The 16,126-nt window shown below is 34.3% G+C and carries 13 protein-coding genes; 9 read left to right on the top strand and 4 right to left on the bottom strand.

Annotation, left to right across the window (positions count from 1 at the left end; genetic code table 11):
- Positions 1–158: 158 nt before the first annotated feature.
- From ACH2BG_RS08270 to ACH2BG_RS08245, 6 genes are all read left to right on the top strand, one after another.
- On the top strand, positions 159–2,942 hold the full coding sequence (locus tag ACH2BG_RS08270; RefSeq protein ID WP_395047228.1) for a TonB-dependent receptor domain-containing protein: 2,784 nt from the start codon (positions 159–161) through the stop codon (positions 2,940–2,942).
- Between the two features lie 31 nt (positions 2,943–2,973).
- Positions 2,974–4,419, top strand: coding sequence for an SGNH/GDSL hydrolase family protein (locus ACH2BG_RS08265; RefSeq protein WP_395047227.1), 1,446 nt, complete (start codon positions 2,974–2,976; stop codon positions 4,417–4,419).
- 202 nt (positions 4,420–4,621) lie between these two features.
- Positions 4,622–6,133 (top strand): F0F1 ATP synthase subunit beta, encoded by a 1,512-nt coding sequence (gene atpD, locus ACH2BG_RS08260; RefSeq protein WP_395047226.1) that lies wholly within the window; start codon positions 4,622–4,624, stop codon positions 6,131–6,133.
- 59 nt (positions 6,134–6,192) lie between these two features.
- Entirely contained in the window at positions 6,193–6,474 is a 282-nt protein-coding gene (locus ACH2BG_RS08255; RefSeq protein WP_395047225.1) for a F0F1 ATP synthase subunit epsilon, read from the top strand.
- Positions 6,475–6,553: 79 nt separating this feature from the next.
- On the top strand, positions 6,554–7,030 hold the full coding sequence (locus ACH2BG_RS08250; protein ID WP_395047224.1) for a hypothetical protein: 477 nt from the start codon (positions 6,554–6,556) through the stop codon (positions 7,028–7,030).
- A gap of 46 nt (positions 7,031–7,076) precedes the next feature.
- Positions 7,077–8,228 (top strand): aminotransferase class I/II-fold pyridoxal phosphate-dependent enzyme, encoded by a 1,152-nt coding sequence (locus ACH2BG_RS08245; protein WP_395047223.1) that lies wholly within the window; start codon positions 7,077–7,079, stop codon positions 8,226–8,228.
- A gap of 122 nt (positions 8,229–8,350) precedes the next feature.
- Here ACH2BG_RS08245 and ACH2BG_RS08240 read toward each other — a convergent pair whose 3' ends face one another.
- From ACH2BG_RS08240 to ACH2BG_RS08225, 4 genes are all read right to left on the bottom strand, one after another.
- Positions 8,351–9,112, bottom strand: coding sequence for a succinate dehydrogenase/fumarate reductase iron-sulfur subunit (locus ACH2BG_RS08240; protein WP_395047222.1), 762 nt, complete (start codon positions 9,110–9,112; stop codon positions 8,351–8,353).
- Between the two features lie 6 nt (positions 9,113–9,118).
- Complete coding sequence (locus ACH2BG_RS08235) at positions 9,119–11,128, bottom strand: fumarate reductase/succinate dehydrogenase flavoprotein subunit (protein ID WP_395047221.1); 2,010 nt, start codon at positions 11,126–11,128, stop codon at positions 9,119–9,121.
- Between the two features lie 18 nt (positions 11,129–11,146).
- The gene (locus ACH2BG_RS08230; protein ID WP_395047220.1) at positions 11,147–11,968 is read right to left on the bottom strand and encodes a succinate dehydrogenase cytochrome b subunit; all 822 of its coding nucleotides are present in this window, start codon (positions 11,966–11,968) and stop codon (positions 11,147–11,149) included.
- Between the two features lie 169 nt (positions 11,969–12,137).
- Positions 12,138–13,022: a hypothetical protein gene (locus ACH2BG_RS08225; RefSeq protein ID WP_395047219.1), complete on the bottom strand. Its 885-nt coding sequence runs from the start codon at positions 13,020–13,022 to the stop codon at positions 12,138–12,140.
- Between the two features lie 149 nt (positions 13,023–13,171).
- On the opposite strand from ACH2BG_RS08225, the gene ACH2BG_RS08220 reads away from it, so the two are divergent.
- The 3 genes from ACH2BG_RS08220 to ACH2BG_RS08210 form a co-directional block, all read left to right on the top strand.
- Positions 13,172–13,768, top strand: a complete 597-nt coding sequence (locus ACH2BG_RS08220; RefSeq protein WP_395047218.1) for a Crp/Fnr family transcriptional regulator — start codon at positions 13,172–13,174, stop codon at positions 13,766–13,768.
- A 193-nt stretch (positions 13,769–13,961) separates the two neighbouring features.
- The gene (locus ACH2BG_RS08215) at positions 13,962–15,254 is read left to right on the top strand and encodes an aminopeptidase P family protein (protein ID WP_395047217.1); all 1,293 of its coding nucleotides are present in this window, start codon (positions 13,962–13,964) and stop codon (positions 15,252–15,254) included.
- A 3-nt stretch (positions 15,255–15,257) separates the two neighbouring features.
- On the top strand, positions 15,258–16,126 hold an 869-nt coding region (locus ACH2BG_RS08210), incomplete at its 3' end, for an alpha/beta fold hydrolase (RefSeq protein ID WP_395047216.1).

Genomic DNA, 16,126 nt, shown 5'->3' with positions numbered 1-16,126 from the left:
AACGTTAAATTTATGATAAAAACTTAAAAACTTAAAGATTTATAAAATAAAAATAATCGACAAACTGCAAAATTGTCCCTAAATTTTTCACGAATCTTTTCATTTAGTAATAAAAATATTTGTAATTTGGCTTTCTAAACCAATAAAAATCAAAACGAATGAGAATCTACTTTATTATTTTGTCATTGTTTTTTTGCGGACTTTCGTTTGCGCAAAATACAATTTCAGGAACAGTTACGGACGCTAACAATCAGCCCATTCCCGGAGCAAATGTTAAAGTCTTAGGGAGTTCTGCAGGAACCTCAGCGGGTTTCGATGGAAAGTTCTTACTTAAGAACCAAAATTCCTTTCCTTTTTCTATTGAAGTTTCAATGATGGGATACACAAGTCAAACAGTCGTTGTGAATTCAAAAGAACAAGAAATTACCGTGGCTTTATCGGAAGAAGCAACCTCTCTAAACGAGATTGTAGTATCTGCTTCTAGAACTCCTGAAAGAATTTTAGAATCGCCAGTTACTATAGAAAGAATGGGACTAAAAGACATTAAAAACACAACTGCGCCTTCATTTTACGAAGGATTGGAGAATTTGAAAGATGTGCATTTTAACACAAGTAGTTTTTCTTTCAAATCGGTAAACACACGTGGTTTTGCAACAGTTGCAAATTCACGTTTTATGCAGTTGGTTGATGGTATGGATAATTCTTCGCCAGCGCTTAACTTCGCGCTTGGAAACTTATTAGGAGTTTCTGATATCGATGTGGCAAATGTCGAAATTTTACCAGGTGCATCTTCTGCATTATACGGTGCAAATGCATTCAACGGAGTTATGTTTATGAACAGTAGAAGTCCTTTCGTTAAAGAAGGAATTTCAACGTATTTCAAATACGGACAAACCTCTCAAACAACAGCAGGAAATAATCCTTTTTACGATTTCGGATTTAGAGCTGCTAAAAAATTCACAGAACACTTTGCTGCAAAAGGGAATTTCTCTTATTTAGGTGCTCAAGAATGGATTGCTTCAGATGATAGAAATGTATCATTAGGAGCTGTAGATAAAGGAGGAATAGGACATGCAAATAATCAAAATTATGATGGAGTAAATTTATATGGTGATGAGGTTACAACTTTTATTCCAAATGTTGGACAAATAAGTAGAACTGGTTATAAAGAACAAGATTTGACAGACAATAAGATTGAAAGCGTAAAAGCCGATTTCTCTTTACACTTTAAACCTTGGGCAAATGATTTCGAAATTATCTTGCAGCACAAATTAGGTTTTGGTAACACAATTTACCAAGGAGCTAATAGATATGCGCTTAAAAACTTCTATATGGATCAAACTAAATTAGAAGTAAAAGGGAAAAATTTCTTCGCAAGAGTTTACAGAACAGCTGAAGATGCTGGAGATTCTTACGATACACGTTTTGCTGCTTGGAATGTAAATAGAGCAGCTAAATCTGACACAGAATGGTTTACAAACTACGCAACTGCTTATCAGCTTTCAGGTGCCGTTTTGGGTACTAATGCGCAACAATCTGCTGCAAATGCAAGAAATTATGCTGACTATAATATCAAGCCAGTTGGTTTGCCTTTTTTACCTACTCCTACAGGAAGCCCAAGATTTGAACCAGGATCTTCTCAGTTTAATCAAGCATTAGGGACAATTATTAAAGATGCAGATTTTACAAAAGGTGCTAAGTTTCAAGACAACTCAAAATTATATCATGCAGATGTAAATTACAATTTTAAAGATTTAGTAAAGTTTGCTGAAATTCAAGTAGGTGGTTCGGGAAGACAATACGAAATGAACTCTAACGGATCTATTTTTACAGATTATAACGCTCCAATAAGGTATAATGAATATGGAGTTTACACTCAAGTTCAAAAGAAATTTATGGAAGACAGATTAAAATTTACAGGATCTGTACGTTATGATAAATCTAAAAATTTTGACGGAAGTTTCTCTCCAAGGGTGTCTTTAACTTACGGAGCTGGTGCAAACAAGCAACATAATATTAGAGCTTCTTACCAAACAGGTTTCCGTAACCCAACAACACAAGATCAATATATTGGTTTAGATTTAGGTCCATTTGCATTAATAGGATCTGCGCCTGAAAACTTAACAAGATATGTTGAGACTAGAAGTGTAAGTGCTGCAGGACAACTTTTAGGAAATGCAGCAACTGTTCAAATGAATGGAGAAAATGCTTATTATAACGCCTATACAGTTGAATCATTTAGAGAATTTGCAGCAACCTCAGATGCGTCAAAACTAGTGGTAGCAACTCCTGGTTTAGTAAAGCCAGAAAGAGTGCAAGCAATAGAATTAGGGTATCGTACAATAGTTAAAGATTTTTCTATAGATCTTAATGGGTATTACAATACTTATAACGATTTCTTAAGCCAAACCAATACAATTGCCCCTTTATACGGTACTGTTGGAACGCCGCTAGCGGTTGCGGCTTTAGCTAACGGAGATAGAAGAACATATCAAGTATATACAAACTCTAAAGCTAAAGTAAATTCATTAGGAGTTGGAGTAGGTTTGTCTAGAAAAGTATATAAAAATTTCGAATTAGGAGGTAGTTATAACTATTCTCAATTCGATTTTGATCAATCATCAGATCCAAGTTTTGAAGTTGGTTTCAATACACCTAAACACAGAGCGAAAGCAAGTTTTGGTAATGATAAATTATTTAAAAACTTTGGTTTCAACACAAACGTAAGATGGAATAGTGAATACTTATGGCAATCATCATTTATAGATGGTATGATTCCAGAAAACGTTGTTTTCGATGCGCAAATTAACTACGCAATACCATTCTTAAAATCAGTTATAAAAGTTGGTGGAGCTAACATAGGTGGTAAAGACTACATACAAGTATTAGGAGCTGGAGCAATCGGGCAACAATACTATGCATCTTGGACTATCAACCCATAATAAAATATAATAACTTTATAAATAAAGAATTATGAAAAAAAATATAAAATGGCTACTATTAGTTTCTTTAAGCTTTGTAGCATGTAATAACGATGATGAAACAGTTGCAGAAACTCCTGTAACTGCGGGTTCTGCTAATTTTTCTAAATATGTTGCATTAGGGGATTCCTTTGCTGCGGGTTATAGTGATGGTGCTTTGTTTAAAAAAGGACAAGACAATGCTTATCCATCAGTTCTTGCCTTACAGTTTAAACAAGCCGGCGGGGGAGATTTTACTACTCCATATATGGAAGATAATTTAGGAGGATTTTCAAGCGGTGGAAATCAAGTGCCTCAGTTTCCAAGAAGATCATATTTTAACGGAGCTGCGCCTGCAACGGTGTCTGGAACTTCTGCTACTGTGTTGGGTTCTCATGTTTCAGGGACTGCTTCTTACAATAATATGGGGGTTCCGGGAGCAAGAAGTTATCATTTGCTAGCCCCAGGTTATGGAAATCCAAGTGGGTTAGTTACTTCGCCACCTACTGCAAATCCATATTTTGTTCGTTTCGCATCTTCAAATAGCACATCTATTTTAGCAGATGCTTTAACGCAACAGCCTACTTTCTTTTCGTTGTGGATTGGAGGAAATGATGTTTTAGGTTATGCTACTTCTGGAGGAGATGATTCAAGTCCTATTACGCCTGCAACTGGTGTTCCAGGTGTTGGTTTCGACGGATCTTATAATGCTTTGGTAGCACAACTTTCTACTGGTGGAAGAAAAGGAGTCGTGGCAAACTTACCGTATATTAATACATTGCCATTTTTTACCACAGTAGGGTATAATCCTGCAACTCTTGATGCAACACAGGCAGGACAGTTAAATGCTGGTTATGCACCATATAATGCTGGATTAGTTAACGCAAAAAATGCAGGATTTATCACTGAAGCAGAAAGAGTTCGCAGAACAATTAATTTTGTTGCAGGTAAAAATGCGGTAGTTATGGTAGATGAATATTTAACTAATCTTGCTGGAGCTGGTTTGCCATCTTATAGACAGACAACAGTTGATGATTTTATTGTTTTAGTTTCTCAAGGGGTTTCAGCTAAGGCTCATTTAACAGCAGGAAACGGGACAGCTGTGCCTTTACAAGACAGATGGGTTGTTTCTAAGGACGAAGTTGCTTTGCTTAAAACGGCAACTGACTCATATAACATAACTATTGAAGCTGCTGCTACAGCAAACGGATTAGCTTTTGTTAATGCTAAAGCAATAATGGATCAATTAGTAAACGGAGGAATTCGTTTTGGTAATTATCACATGTCAGCAACTTATGTAACAGGAGGTGCTTTTTCTTTAGATGGAATTCACCCAAGTGCTAGAGGATATGCCCTTATTGCTAATAAATTCTTAGAAGCGATTAATGCTAAATACGGTTCTACATTGAGACCAGTAGATTTAGGAAATTATCAAATACAATATCCTGCTTCTTTATAATAAAGAGCAAATAGATATCAAAACCATTAACGTAAGTTGATGGTTTTTTGTTTTAAATAAAATATCTTAAAAACTGATTTCAAAAACACATTAAAAAACATAAAAAAAATATTGATTTTATATTTTAAAAAATTATCTTTGCACTCTGAAAATATACATATTTTCTACAAACCTAAATAGCTATTTAATAAATACATAAGCAATGTCAAAAGTAATAGGAAAAGTTTCGCAAATCATCGGGCCAGTTGTAGACGTAGTATTCAACGGTAAAGATGTTGAGCTTCCAAAAATTTATGATTCATTAGAAATCACTAAGAAAGATGGTACATTATTAGTACTAGAAGTACAATCTCATATTGGAGAAAATACAGTACGTACAATTTCTATGGACTCTACTGATGGTTTAAGTAGAGGTTATGAAGTTGTTGGAACTGGAAACCCAATCAAAATGCCAATTGGAGCGGATGTTTACGGACGTCTTTTCAATGTAATTGGTGATGCAATTGATGGTTTAGGGAATTTACCAAAAGATGGTGACAACGGGATGTCTATTCACCGTCAAGCGCCAAGATTTGAAGATTTATCTACTTCTTCTGAAGTTTTATTTACAGGAATCAAAGTAATCGATTTAATTGAGCCTTACTCAAAAGGAGGAAAAATTGGATTGTTCGGTGGTGCTGGAGTTGGTAAAACAGTGTTAATCCAAGAATTAATCAACAATATTGCAAAAGGTCACGGTGGACTTTCAGTATTCGCAGGAGTAGGAGAAAGAACACGTGAAGGAAATGACTTACTTCGTGAGATGTTAGAGTCAGGAATTATAAAATATGGTGATGATTTCATGCACTCTATGGAAAATGGAGGATGGGATTTATCTAAAGTAGATATGCCAGGAATGAGAGAGTCTAAAGCTACTTTCGTTTTCGGTCAAATGAATGAGCCACCAGGAGCTCGTGCGCGTGTGGCACTTTCTGGATTATCTATTGCGGAATATTTCCGTGACGGAGCAGGATCAGATCAAGGAAAAGATGTATTATTCTTCGTGGATAACATCTTCCGTTTTACACAAGCGGGTTCTGAAGTATCTGCACTTTTAGGGCGTATGCCATCTGCGGTAGGTTACCAACCAACATTGGCTACTGAAATGGGAGCGATGCAAGAACGTATTACATCTACAAACAAAGGATCTATTACATCTGTACAAGCGGTTTACGTTCCTGCGGATGACTTAACTGACCCAGCGCCAGCAACAACGTTTGCTCACTTAGATGCTACTACTGTATTGTCTCGTAAAATTGCTGAGTTAGGTATTTATCCAGCGGTTGACCCTTTAGATTCTACATCAAGAATTTTGACTCCACAAATTTTAGGTGATGAGCATTATGATTGTGCACAAAGAGTAAAAGAAATTCTTCAAAAATACAAACAATTGCAAGATATTATCGCGATTTTAGGTATGGAAGAATTATCTGAAGAAGATAAATTATCAGTATCAAGAGCAAGACGTGTACAACGTTTCTTGTCTCAACCTTTCCACGTTGCTGAGCAATTTACAGGATTAAAAGGTGTTTTAGTTGATATTAAAGACACTATCAAAGGATTTAATATGATTATTGATGGTGAATTAGATCACTTGCCAGAAGCAGCCTTCAACCTTAAAGGAACTATTGAAGACGCTATCGAAGCAGGAGAGAAAATGTTAGCAGAAGCGTAAAAATATTTTGAATTTTAAATTATAAATTAATTCAAAATTCAAAATTCAAAATAATTAAAATGATTTTAGAAATAGTATCACCAGAAGCATCATTATTTAAAGGAGAAATCACTTCAATTTCTGTTCCAGGAGTCGATGGTAGTTTCGAAATGTTAAATAATCACGCACCAATAGTTTCGTTACTTCAAAAAGGAATTGTAAGAATTACAGCGCCAAGTTTCAAGTTTAGCAAAGAATCTAAGGATTTGTTTACTAAAGTAAATGATCAGAATTATACACTTGCTATTTCGTCAGGAACTCTCGAAATGAAAGACAATAAAGTAATTGTTTTAGCGGACTAAAACAATTTTGAAATAAAACTAAAAAGCCAAGCATTATTGTTTGGCTTTTTTTATTTTTGAAAAATAAAATCATCAATTAATGAAAACAAAAATACTTAGCATTCTATTCGGAATTGTATTGTGTTGCTTTTTGGGCAGCTTCAATAAGCAACAAGCGGTGGCATCATTATTACTAACCAATGCCAAAACCAACAAAAGTATTAATGTTTGCGAGAAGAATTCTGTTCAAAAAATTGAAGCAGTTTTGGGAGGCGCAATATCATTAAACAAAGAACTTCCTGACGACAAAGAAGAGCCTGTTTTTACCTTTACCTACGATGGTTTGACAATCGAAATGCAAAATGATAAGATTATAGAAGTTATTATTTCTAATAAAAAATGGAAATTAAACACCTTGTCAGTTGGAATAACGCCACAGCAAATGTCGCCCAAATTTGAAAGAAGTGAATTTGATTATCTAAATAATCCCCGTTTTAAAGTAAAAAATTCTAAAGCTAATTTATTTACAGAAATTGATAAAACCAATAAAGTAACAAGAATAAGAATTCTTTTTTAAGAATTTTAAAGGATTCTTTACTTGATAAAGTTTTATATTTGTTTCTATGGGTATTTTTCCAAAATCACTTCTAGCAAAATTAGAACAACGTAAGCAGAACAATGCTTTGCGAAGTTTGCCTTTGCGTAATAATTTAATCGATTTTTCTTCCAATGATTATTTAGGTTTTTCAAAATCAGAATCAATTTTTGATATAACACATCAGTTTTTATTGGATAGAAATATCAAAATAAATGGGGCAACTGGATCTCGGTTGCTTTCAGGAAATCATCGTTTATACCAAGAAACAGAAGATTTAATCGTGAAATTTCATCAGTCAGAAACGGCTTTAATTTTCAATTCGGGTTATGATGCCAATCTTGGGTTTTTTAGCGCTGTTCCGCAACGAAATGATGTCATCTTGTATGACGAATTGTGTCATGCTTCTATTCGTGACGGAATTCAATTATCGAATGCCAAATCTTATAAATTTAGTCACAATGATTTTGAAGATTTAGAGATAAAAATTAAAAATTTAGAATTAAAAATTAAAAACCAAGAAGTTTACATTGTTACGGAATCTGTTTTTTCTATGGATGGCGATTGCCCAAACTTAGAAGAATTAACACAATTATCCGAAAAACACAATTGCAATTTAGTCATTGATGAAGCTCATTCTTTAGGCGTTTTTGGGGAAAAAGGTCAAGGTTTAGTACAAGAATTACAATTACAAAATAAAGTTTTTGCCAGAATCATGACTTTCGGAAAAGGACTCGGTTGCCATGGCGCATCTATTTTAGGAAGCCAAAATCTGAAAGATTATTTAGTCAATTTTGCACGAAGTTTTATTTATACAACTGGATTGTCGCCACATTCGGTTGCAACGATTTTAGTGGCTTATCAGGAATTTGAAGCCAACACAATACAAATTGAGAAACTTCGAGAAAACATCATTCACTTTAATCAGGAAAAACAAATATTTGGATTGAAACCAATGTTTGTTAGAAGCAAATCTGCCATACAATCGGCTATTATTCCGGGAAATCAAAACGTAAAAAATATTGCTAAACAAATTCAAGAAAAAGGATTTGATGTAAAAGCAATATTGTCGCCAACAGTTCCTGAAGGTCAAGAACGATTGCGTATCTGTTTACACAGTTATAACTCTAAAGAAGAAATATCAGAAGTATTGCGTTTGTTGAGTAATTATGTGTTTTAGATGTAAATTTCAAATTTTAATATTTTAACAAAAAAACGCATTCAAATAAATGAATGCGTTTTTTGATTACTTCGTCTGTTCGCTTCGCTCGGGTTTTCCTTCGTCAGAAGGACAAAAGGAAATTATATAATACTCGCTTTTAGATATTCTCTATTCATTCTTGCGATATTTTCTAAAGAAATTCCTTTAGGACATTCTACTTCGCAAGCTCCTGTGTTTGTACAGTTTCCGAAACCTTCTTCGTCCATTTGGCGAACCATGTTTAAGACTCTTTCGGTAGCTTCTACTTTTCCTTGTGGTAATAAAGCGTATTGAGATACTTTTGCTCCCACAAATAACATAGCAGAACCATTTTTACAAGTTGCTACACAAGCGCCACAACCAATACAAGCAGCTGCTTCAAATGACTTGTCTGCATCGCCTTTGTTTATTGGTGTCGCATTGGCATCAATCGTGTTTCCTGAGGTATTTACAGACACGAATCCGCCAGCTTGTTGAATTCTGTCGAAAGAACTTCTGTCAACTACTAAATCTTTTACAACTGGAAATGCTTTAGAACGCCAAGGCTCTATAAAGATAGTATCTCCGTCGTTAAATTTTCTCATGTGTAGCTGACAAGTCGTTGTTCCAGTATCTGGTCCGTGCGCTCTACCATTGATGTAAAGTGAGCACATTCCGCATATTCCTTCACGACAATCGTGATCGAATGCTACTGGTTCTTTCTTTTCGTTTACTAATTCTTCGTTTAATTGGTCTAGCATTTCCAAAAACGAACTTGCTGTAGAAACATTATCTAATTTATAAGTTTCCATGCTACCTTTTGCTTTAGCATTTTTCTGACGCCAAATCTTAAGGTTTATATTGATATTTTTTGCTACACTCATAATATTTTATTTGTAATTTCTAGCTGCAATTTTGATAAACTCGTATTTCAATTCTTCTTTGTTAAGAATTTCTTTGCTGATATCGTAACCCATATATTCCCAAGCACCAACGAATGAGAAGTTTTCATCATCACGAAGCGTTTCTCCTTCGGAATCTTGATATTCTTCACGGAAGTGACCTCCGCAAGATTCTTTTCTTTGTAAAGCATCCATTGCCATTAGTTGACCTAAATCGATAAAATCGGCAACACGAAGTGCTTTTTCTAATTCTTGATTTAATTCGTCTGAACTTCCTGGTACATAAACATCTTTATAGAATTCTTCTTTTAATGCAGCAATTTCTGAAATAGCTTCTGTTAAACCAGCTTCATTTCTGCCCATTCCTACTTTATTCCACATAATTAATCCCAAACGTTTGTGAAAATGATCTACTGTTTTAGAACCATTATTGTTTAAGAATTTATTAATAGAATCTTTAACTCTGTTTTCTGCTTCCACAAATTCTGGAGAATCTGTTGAGATTTTTCCAGTTCTAATTTCGTCTGCTAAATAGTTAGAAACCGTATAGGGCAACACGAAATAGCCATCGGCCAAACCTTGCATTAAAGCTGAAGCTCCCAATCTGTTTGCTCCGTGATCAGAGAAATTTGCTTCTCCAGCAACGAAACAACCAGGAATAGTTGATTGTAAATTATAATCTACCCAAACACCACCCATAGTGTAATGCACTGCTGGATAAATTTTCATTGGTGTTTCGTATGGATTTTCGTCAGTGATTTTTTGATACATGGTAAACAAGTTACCATATTTTTCTTCCAACCACTGTTTTCCTAGTTTGGTAACTTCTTCATCAGACGGATTGTGATTTCCTTTTGCGTAAGCAGTTTGACGACCTTTGTTTTGAATTTCTGAAGAGAAATCTAAATAAACACCTTCGTTTGTATCATTAGCTTCAATTCCGTGACCTTCATCACATACTTCTTTTGCTGCTCTTGAAGCAACATCACGAGGGACTAAGTTTCCAAAAGCTGGATATTTTCTTTCTAAATAGTAATCTCTATCTTCTTCGGCCAATTGTGTAGGTTTCAATTTCCCTGCACGAATTGCTTCTGCATCTTCTTTTTTCTTTGGTACCCAAATACGCCCAGAGTTTCTTAACGACTCAGACATCAAAGTTAATTTTGATTGATTTGTTCCGTGAACAGGAATACAAGTTGGGTGAATTTGTACATAACATGGGTTTGCAAAAGCTGCTCCTTGTTTGTGTATTTTCCAACCAGCAGTTACATTACTTCCCATTGCATTTGTAGAAAGGAAATAAACATTTCCGTAACCTCCAGTTGCAATAATAACAGCATGAGCTGAGTGTCTTTCGATCTCTCCTGTAACTAAATTACGTGCAATAATTCCACGTGCTTTTCCGTCTATTTTTACTAAATCTAGCATTTCATGACGGTTAAACATTTCGATATTTCCTTGACCAATTTGTCTTGACAATGAAGAATAAGCTCCTAAAAGCAATTGTTGACCTGTTTGTCCTGCGGCATAAAAAGTACGTTGTACTTGTGTACCACCAAACGAACGGTTATCTAAATTCCCGCCATAATCACGTGCAAAAGGAACTCCTTGAGCCACACATTGGTCGATAATATTTCCTGAAACTTCGGCTAAACGATGTACGTTTGCTTCACGAGCTCTATAATCTCCACCTTTGATTGTATCATAGAATAATCTAAAAGTACTATCTCCGTCATTTTGGTAATTTTTAGCTGCATTAATTCCTCCTTGTGCTGCAATTGAGTGTGCGCGACGAGGTGAATCCTGGAAACAAAATGCTTTTACATTATATCCCATTTCTGCTAATGATGCAGCAGCGGAAGATCCTGCAAGACCAGTTCCTACCACAATAACATCGATTTTTGGTCTGTTATTTGGGGCTACTAATTTTAAATGATCTTTATAGTTTGTCCATTTGTCCGCAATTGGACCTTCTGGTATTTTTGAATCTAACTTCATATTATGTATAGATGTTGATTATTTAACAAAGTGAATGTAAATTGGAATAATGGCAAATAAAATCGGAACAATAATTGCAAATCCTTTTCCGAACCATTTTATTGCTGGTGTGTATTTTGGATTTGTAGCTCCTAACGATTGAAAAGCACTACTAAATCCGTGTAATAAATGAAATGCCAATACGATCATTGATAAGACATAAAGCATTGTAAAAAGCAAACCATATTTAGCATCTCTAAAAAACTCGACAGTGATTTTATGCAAATCTTTGTATCCTTCTTTTACTTTTACATTGGCAGCAGTATCGAAAAATTCAGTTTTATTTTTGATTGTATAAGAAGGATCTGCAACAGGAATATAACCGCCATCGGTAGTTAAATAAAAATCTTGTTTCATTCCTTTTTGTGCTTCGATAGTTGTTTTTTGTAAAGGGAATTTTTCATCAAAATGCATTTTCGCCCAAAAGTTCATCATGTGAACAACTATGAAAATAAGAATAATAGATCCTAAAACCGCCATATTTCTTGATGAGAAAGAGCTGTTTGCTGAAGGATTGTTTTTTGCATAACCAATAGGTCTTGCTTTTACATTTTGATAAGTCAACAAAAATCCGTCGACAGCATGAAAAAGAATTGAAATGTAAGTTAGGTAAGATAATAATTTTACCGCTGGATTGGAAGTCATAAACAATGCATACTGATTGAAATGTAATGCATCACTGAAGATTAACTGAAGATTTCCAGCTAAATGTCCTGCCAAAAACAAGCATAAAAATAAACCCGTAAGAGCCATCCAGTACTTTTTTGCAAGAGATGACTTTAGAATTGCAGATTTTGCCATAGTGTTATTTGATTGTTTGGTTTTAAAAAAAATTTAAACAAAAATAAGCGAATTTCATCTCATCAGCAAACGTTAGTAGCTTATTTATAATGAATTTAAAATGGGTTTAACTTTTGTTGAATACCAACTAGTTAAACCCATCTTTAATTATTTATTTTTTAAAGAAATACTATCTCACATAACTAGGAATTAATCCTCGCAATCCCATATCAACAACGTTTTCTCCTGCGGATGGCTCATATTTCCCATCAACATTTACTTCGCTCCACTCGAAACTATTGTTAATAGAAAGCGAAAGTGTTACTTCAACATTACTTGTTTCGGTTCCGGTAATTACTAAATTATTAGCAAATTTACCTGTTACCACACAAGAGTTTGGAGGAAGTGGCGATGTCGAAGCAATTGGATTAGGAACTGTAGTTGCGCCCGCTGGTGCTTGTCCTGATGTAGAATACGGGAATCCTTGTAGCCCAAAAGCCCAATAACCTTGGTCGCGATTTCCATTTACAACAAACGGATAACTACCAACATTGTGCGTTGTAATATAAGTTCTTGTCCCAACGAAACTCGCTAAAGTCCCAACATAATTTACTCCAGCACTCCAAACATTAATATTATAATTTTGATACGAAAGTGAGCATCTAACCCATTCGTAACTTCCTGCTTGAATTTGGCTTAACGGAATGCTTAAAAACGCTTCTCCTTCTGCGACAATTTTTGCTTTGCTAAAATCGAAAGCAGACAAACCGCCAGCTGTAGTTGACTCTCCTTTATATAAAATTGTTCCAGCCCCCAGTAATGTATTTGCATTGGGAGCAAACTCTACATAATGAGAGGCAATAGTATTAAATATTGGTGATTGTGCAGCATTTCCTGCAGCAACAGTTGATGGTTGCCCCAAATTATCTAATCGAACTTGCGCTGGGTCAAACTTAAATTTGACAATTAATTGTGGTTCTGGTGCTCGAGGAATTTCAGCTTCGTCGTCTTTATCTGTACAAGCGAAAAGTGTCAAAGCAACTATAGGAAATAACAATATATTTTTAATTTTCATAATCAAAAGATTTTAGGGTTCAATATTAAACAAAATTCAGGAACAAATGTTTTTATATAACTGAAGTTTTTATAAAAATATTGTTTTAAAGTCTTTAACCAACCTTATTTTCATTAAAAAGAATATTTTTGTTTAAAATTCTTTAAAAAATGGAGCTTTCAAATTCTAAAACCTCTTTTATCGATTATTTACGTCAATTTATTGATTATGAAAGTAATGACTTTGAAGATGATATTCAGAAAACTAAAGAATCATTTACGGTTTTAAATCTAAAGAAAAACGACTATTTAGTTAAAGAAGGAGAAATTTGTAAACATTTCTGTTATGTCGAAAGTGGTATTTTACAACATTCAATACTTATTCTCGACGAAGAAAAAACATCTTATTTGGCTCTACGAAATACAGTAACTACATCGCTTAATAGTTTTTTATTTAACAAATCATCTCGAAAAAGTGTCAAAGCCATTTTCGATTGCAAGTTGTTGGTTATTGATATTAATATTTTCAGAGATTTAATAAAAAACAACAAAGCATTCCATCAGTTTTATTATAATTTAATCGAAAAGCAGATTTGTTTGATTGACGATTATCGTATCGATTTACTTACATTGACAGCAGAAGAACGCTATAAAAAATTGCTAGCAACCGAACCTAAATTATTACAAGAAGTTCCGTTACATTATTTGGCTTCATTCCTCGGGATTTCCTCTCGTCATATGAGTAGAATTAGGAAAAACGTTTTGTGATTTAATTATTTTGAACAACCGCTTTGGAAAATTAGAGTAATCTTGAAGTTTGCAATTACTTTTTCTTATTGAAATTGAAATTGATTTTTTAAAATAACGCCATTTGTCTGCACTAAAAATTATATTATTCCTTAATTTTGATACTTTCAATTATCGAATTGTCTAACAATCCAAAAATCTAATAATCTAACGTATGAAATACCATCAAATAGACCGTCAACTTTTCATCAAAAACAGAGCAAAATTTACAGCTCAGATGAAACCAAATAGTGTCGCCATTTTCAATTCGAACGATATATATCCAGTTTCTGCCGATAGTACATTGCCATTTGCACAACACCGTGATATTTTTTATTTGTCAGGAGTAGATCAAGAAGAGAGTATTTTATTACTTTTTCCGGACACACCTTACGAACATTTGAAAGAAATTTTATTTCTAAAAGAAACCAACGAGCACATTGCCATTTGGGAAGGGGAGAAGCTAACCAAAGACCGTGCTTTTGAAGTTTCGGGAATAAAAAGCGTGATTTGGTTACAGGATTTTCATAAAACTTTGAAAGAAATAATGGCTTACGCCGAAACGATGTACATAAATACCAATGAACATTATCGTGCAACTATCGAGACCGAAACTCGTGAAGCCCGTTTTATAAAATGGTGGAAAGAGACTTATCCTGCACATAAAGTCGAAAAATCGAATCCAATCTTACAACGCATTCGTTCTATCAAGGAAAGTGAAGAATTAGATTTGATTCAGGAAGCTTGTAACATTACCGAAAAAGGTTTCCGTCGTTTGCTATCATTCGTGAAGCCAAACGTTATGGAATACGAAGTTGAAGCAGAGTTAATGCACGAATTTCTTAGAAATCGTTCTAAAGGTTTTGCTTACACACCAATTGTTGCTTCAGGAAATAGTGCCAATGTTTTGCATTATATAGAAAACAATTTGCAATGCAAAGCAGGCGATTTAATTTTACTTGATGTTGGTGCCGAATATGCTAATTATTCTAGTGATATGACCAGAATGATTCCTGTTTCTGGACGATTTACTGACAGACAAAAAGCAGTTTACAATGCTGTTTTAAATGTTAAAAATGAAGCTACAAAAATGCTTACACCAGGAACTTTATGGAAACCATATCAAGTAGAAGTTGGCAAAATCATGACTTCAGAATTACTTGGTTTAGGATTGCTAGACAAGGCCGATGTGCAAAATGAAAACCCAGAATGGCCAGCATACAAAAAATATTTTATGCACGGAACGTCTCATCATATGGGATTAGATACTCACGATTACGGATTATTGCACGAGCCTATGAAAGCCAATATGGTTTTTACTGTAGAGCCAGGTATTTATATTCCAGCGGAAGGTTTCGGAATTAGATTAGAAGATGATGTTGTCATTCAAGAAAAAGGAGAACCGTTTAACTTAATGAAAAACATTCCTATTGAAGTAGATGAAATCGAGAGTTTGATGAATTCTTAAATCATGAAAAAAATATTTTTATTCAGTTGTCTAATAATCTTAAATTATTCGTTTGCACAAACCGAAGGTTACGCGGTAAATAAAGATTTATTTAAAACCTATTACAAAATTTTTGGTTCCGGAACTCCCATGCTTATTATCAATGGTGGACCAGGAATGAATAGTAATGGCTTCGAAACAATGGCGAAAAAACTTGCTGCTAACAATCAAACCATTGTTTATGACCAAAGAGGAACTGGAAAATCGCCATTAAAAACTTTAGATTCGAAAACCATTACGATTAAACTAATGGCCGAAGATATTGAATCCTTAAGAAAACATCTCAAAATTAAAAAATGGATTGTTTTAGGGCATTCTTTCGGAGGAATGTTGGCTTCTTATTACGCAACGGTTTATCCAAACAGTATAGATAAATTGATATTATCCTCTTCTGGCGGTATCGACTTAAGCTTATTGAATGGACCGAATTTAATTAATTCTAATTTAAGCAAAATAGAGCAAGATTCTTTAGAATATTGGAATGATAAAATTGACAAAGGCGACACAAGTCATGCAGCCAGACTGGGAAGAGGGGGAGCCATGGCTCCAGCTTACGTATATGATCGAATATTTATTCCCATTATTGCCGAAAGACTTACGCAGGGAAATTCGATCATAAACACATTGGTTTGGAATGATTTTAGAAAAATAAAATTTGATTGTAAAGACAAACTAAAGTTTTTTAAACAACCAGTTCTCATTATACAAGGAAAGCAAGATGTTATTAGTAAAGAAATTGCAGAAACTGCTCATAAAGCCTTCACAAATTCTAAAGTTATTTTGCTAGACAACTGCAAACATTATGGTTGGCTTGATGCTGAAGAAAAATATTT

Source organism: Flavobacterium sp., assembly GCF_043779715.1.
GTDB lineage: Bacteria > Bacteroidota > Bacteroidia > Flavobacteriales > Flavobacteriaceae > Flavobacterium.
The sequence above is the reverse complement of the archived record's forward strand: the minus strand, read 5'-3'. Positions and strand labels throughout refer to the sequence as shown.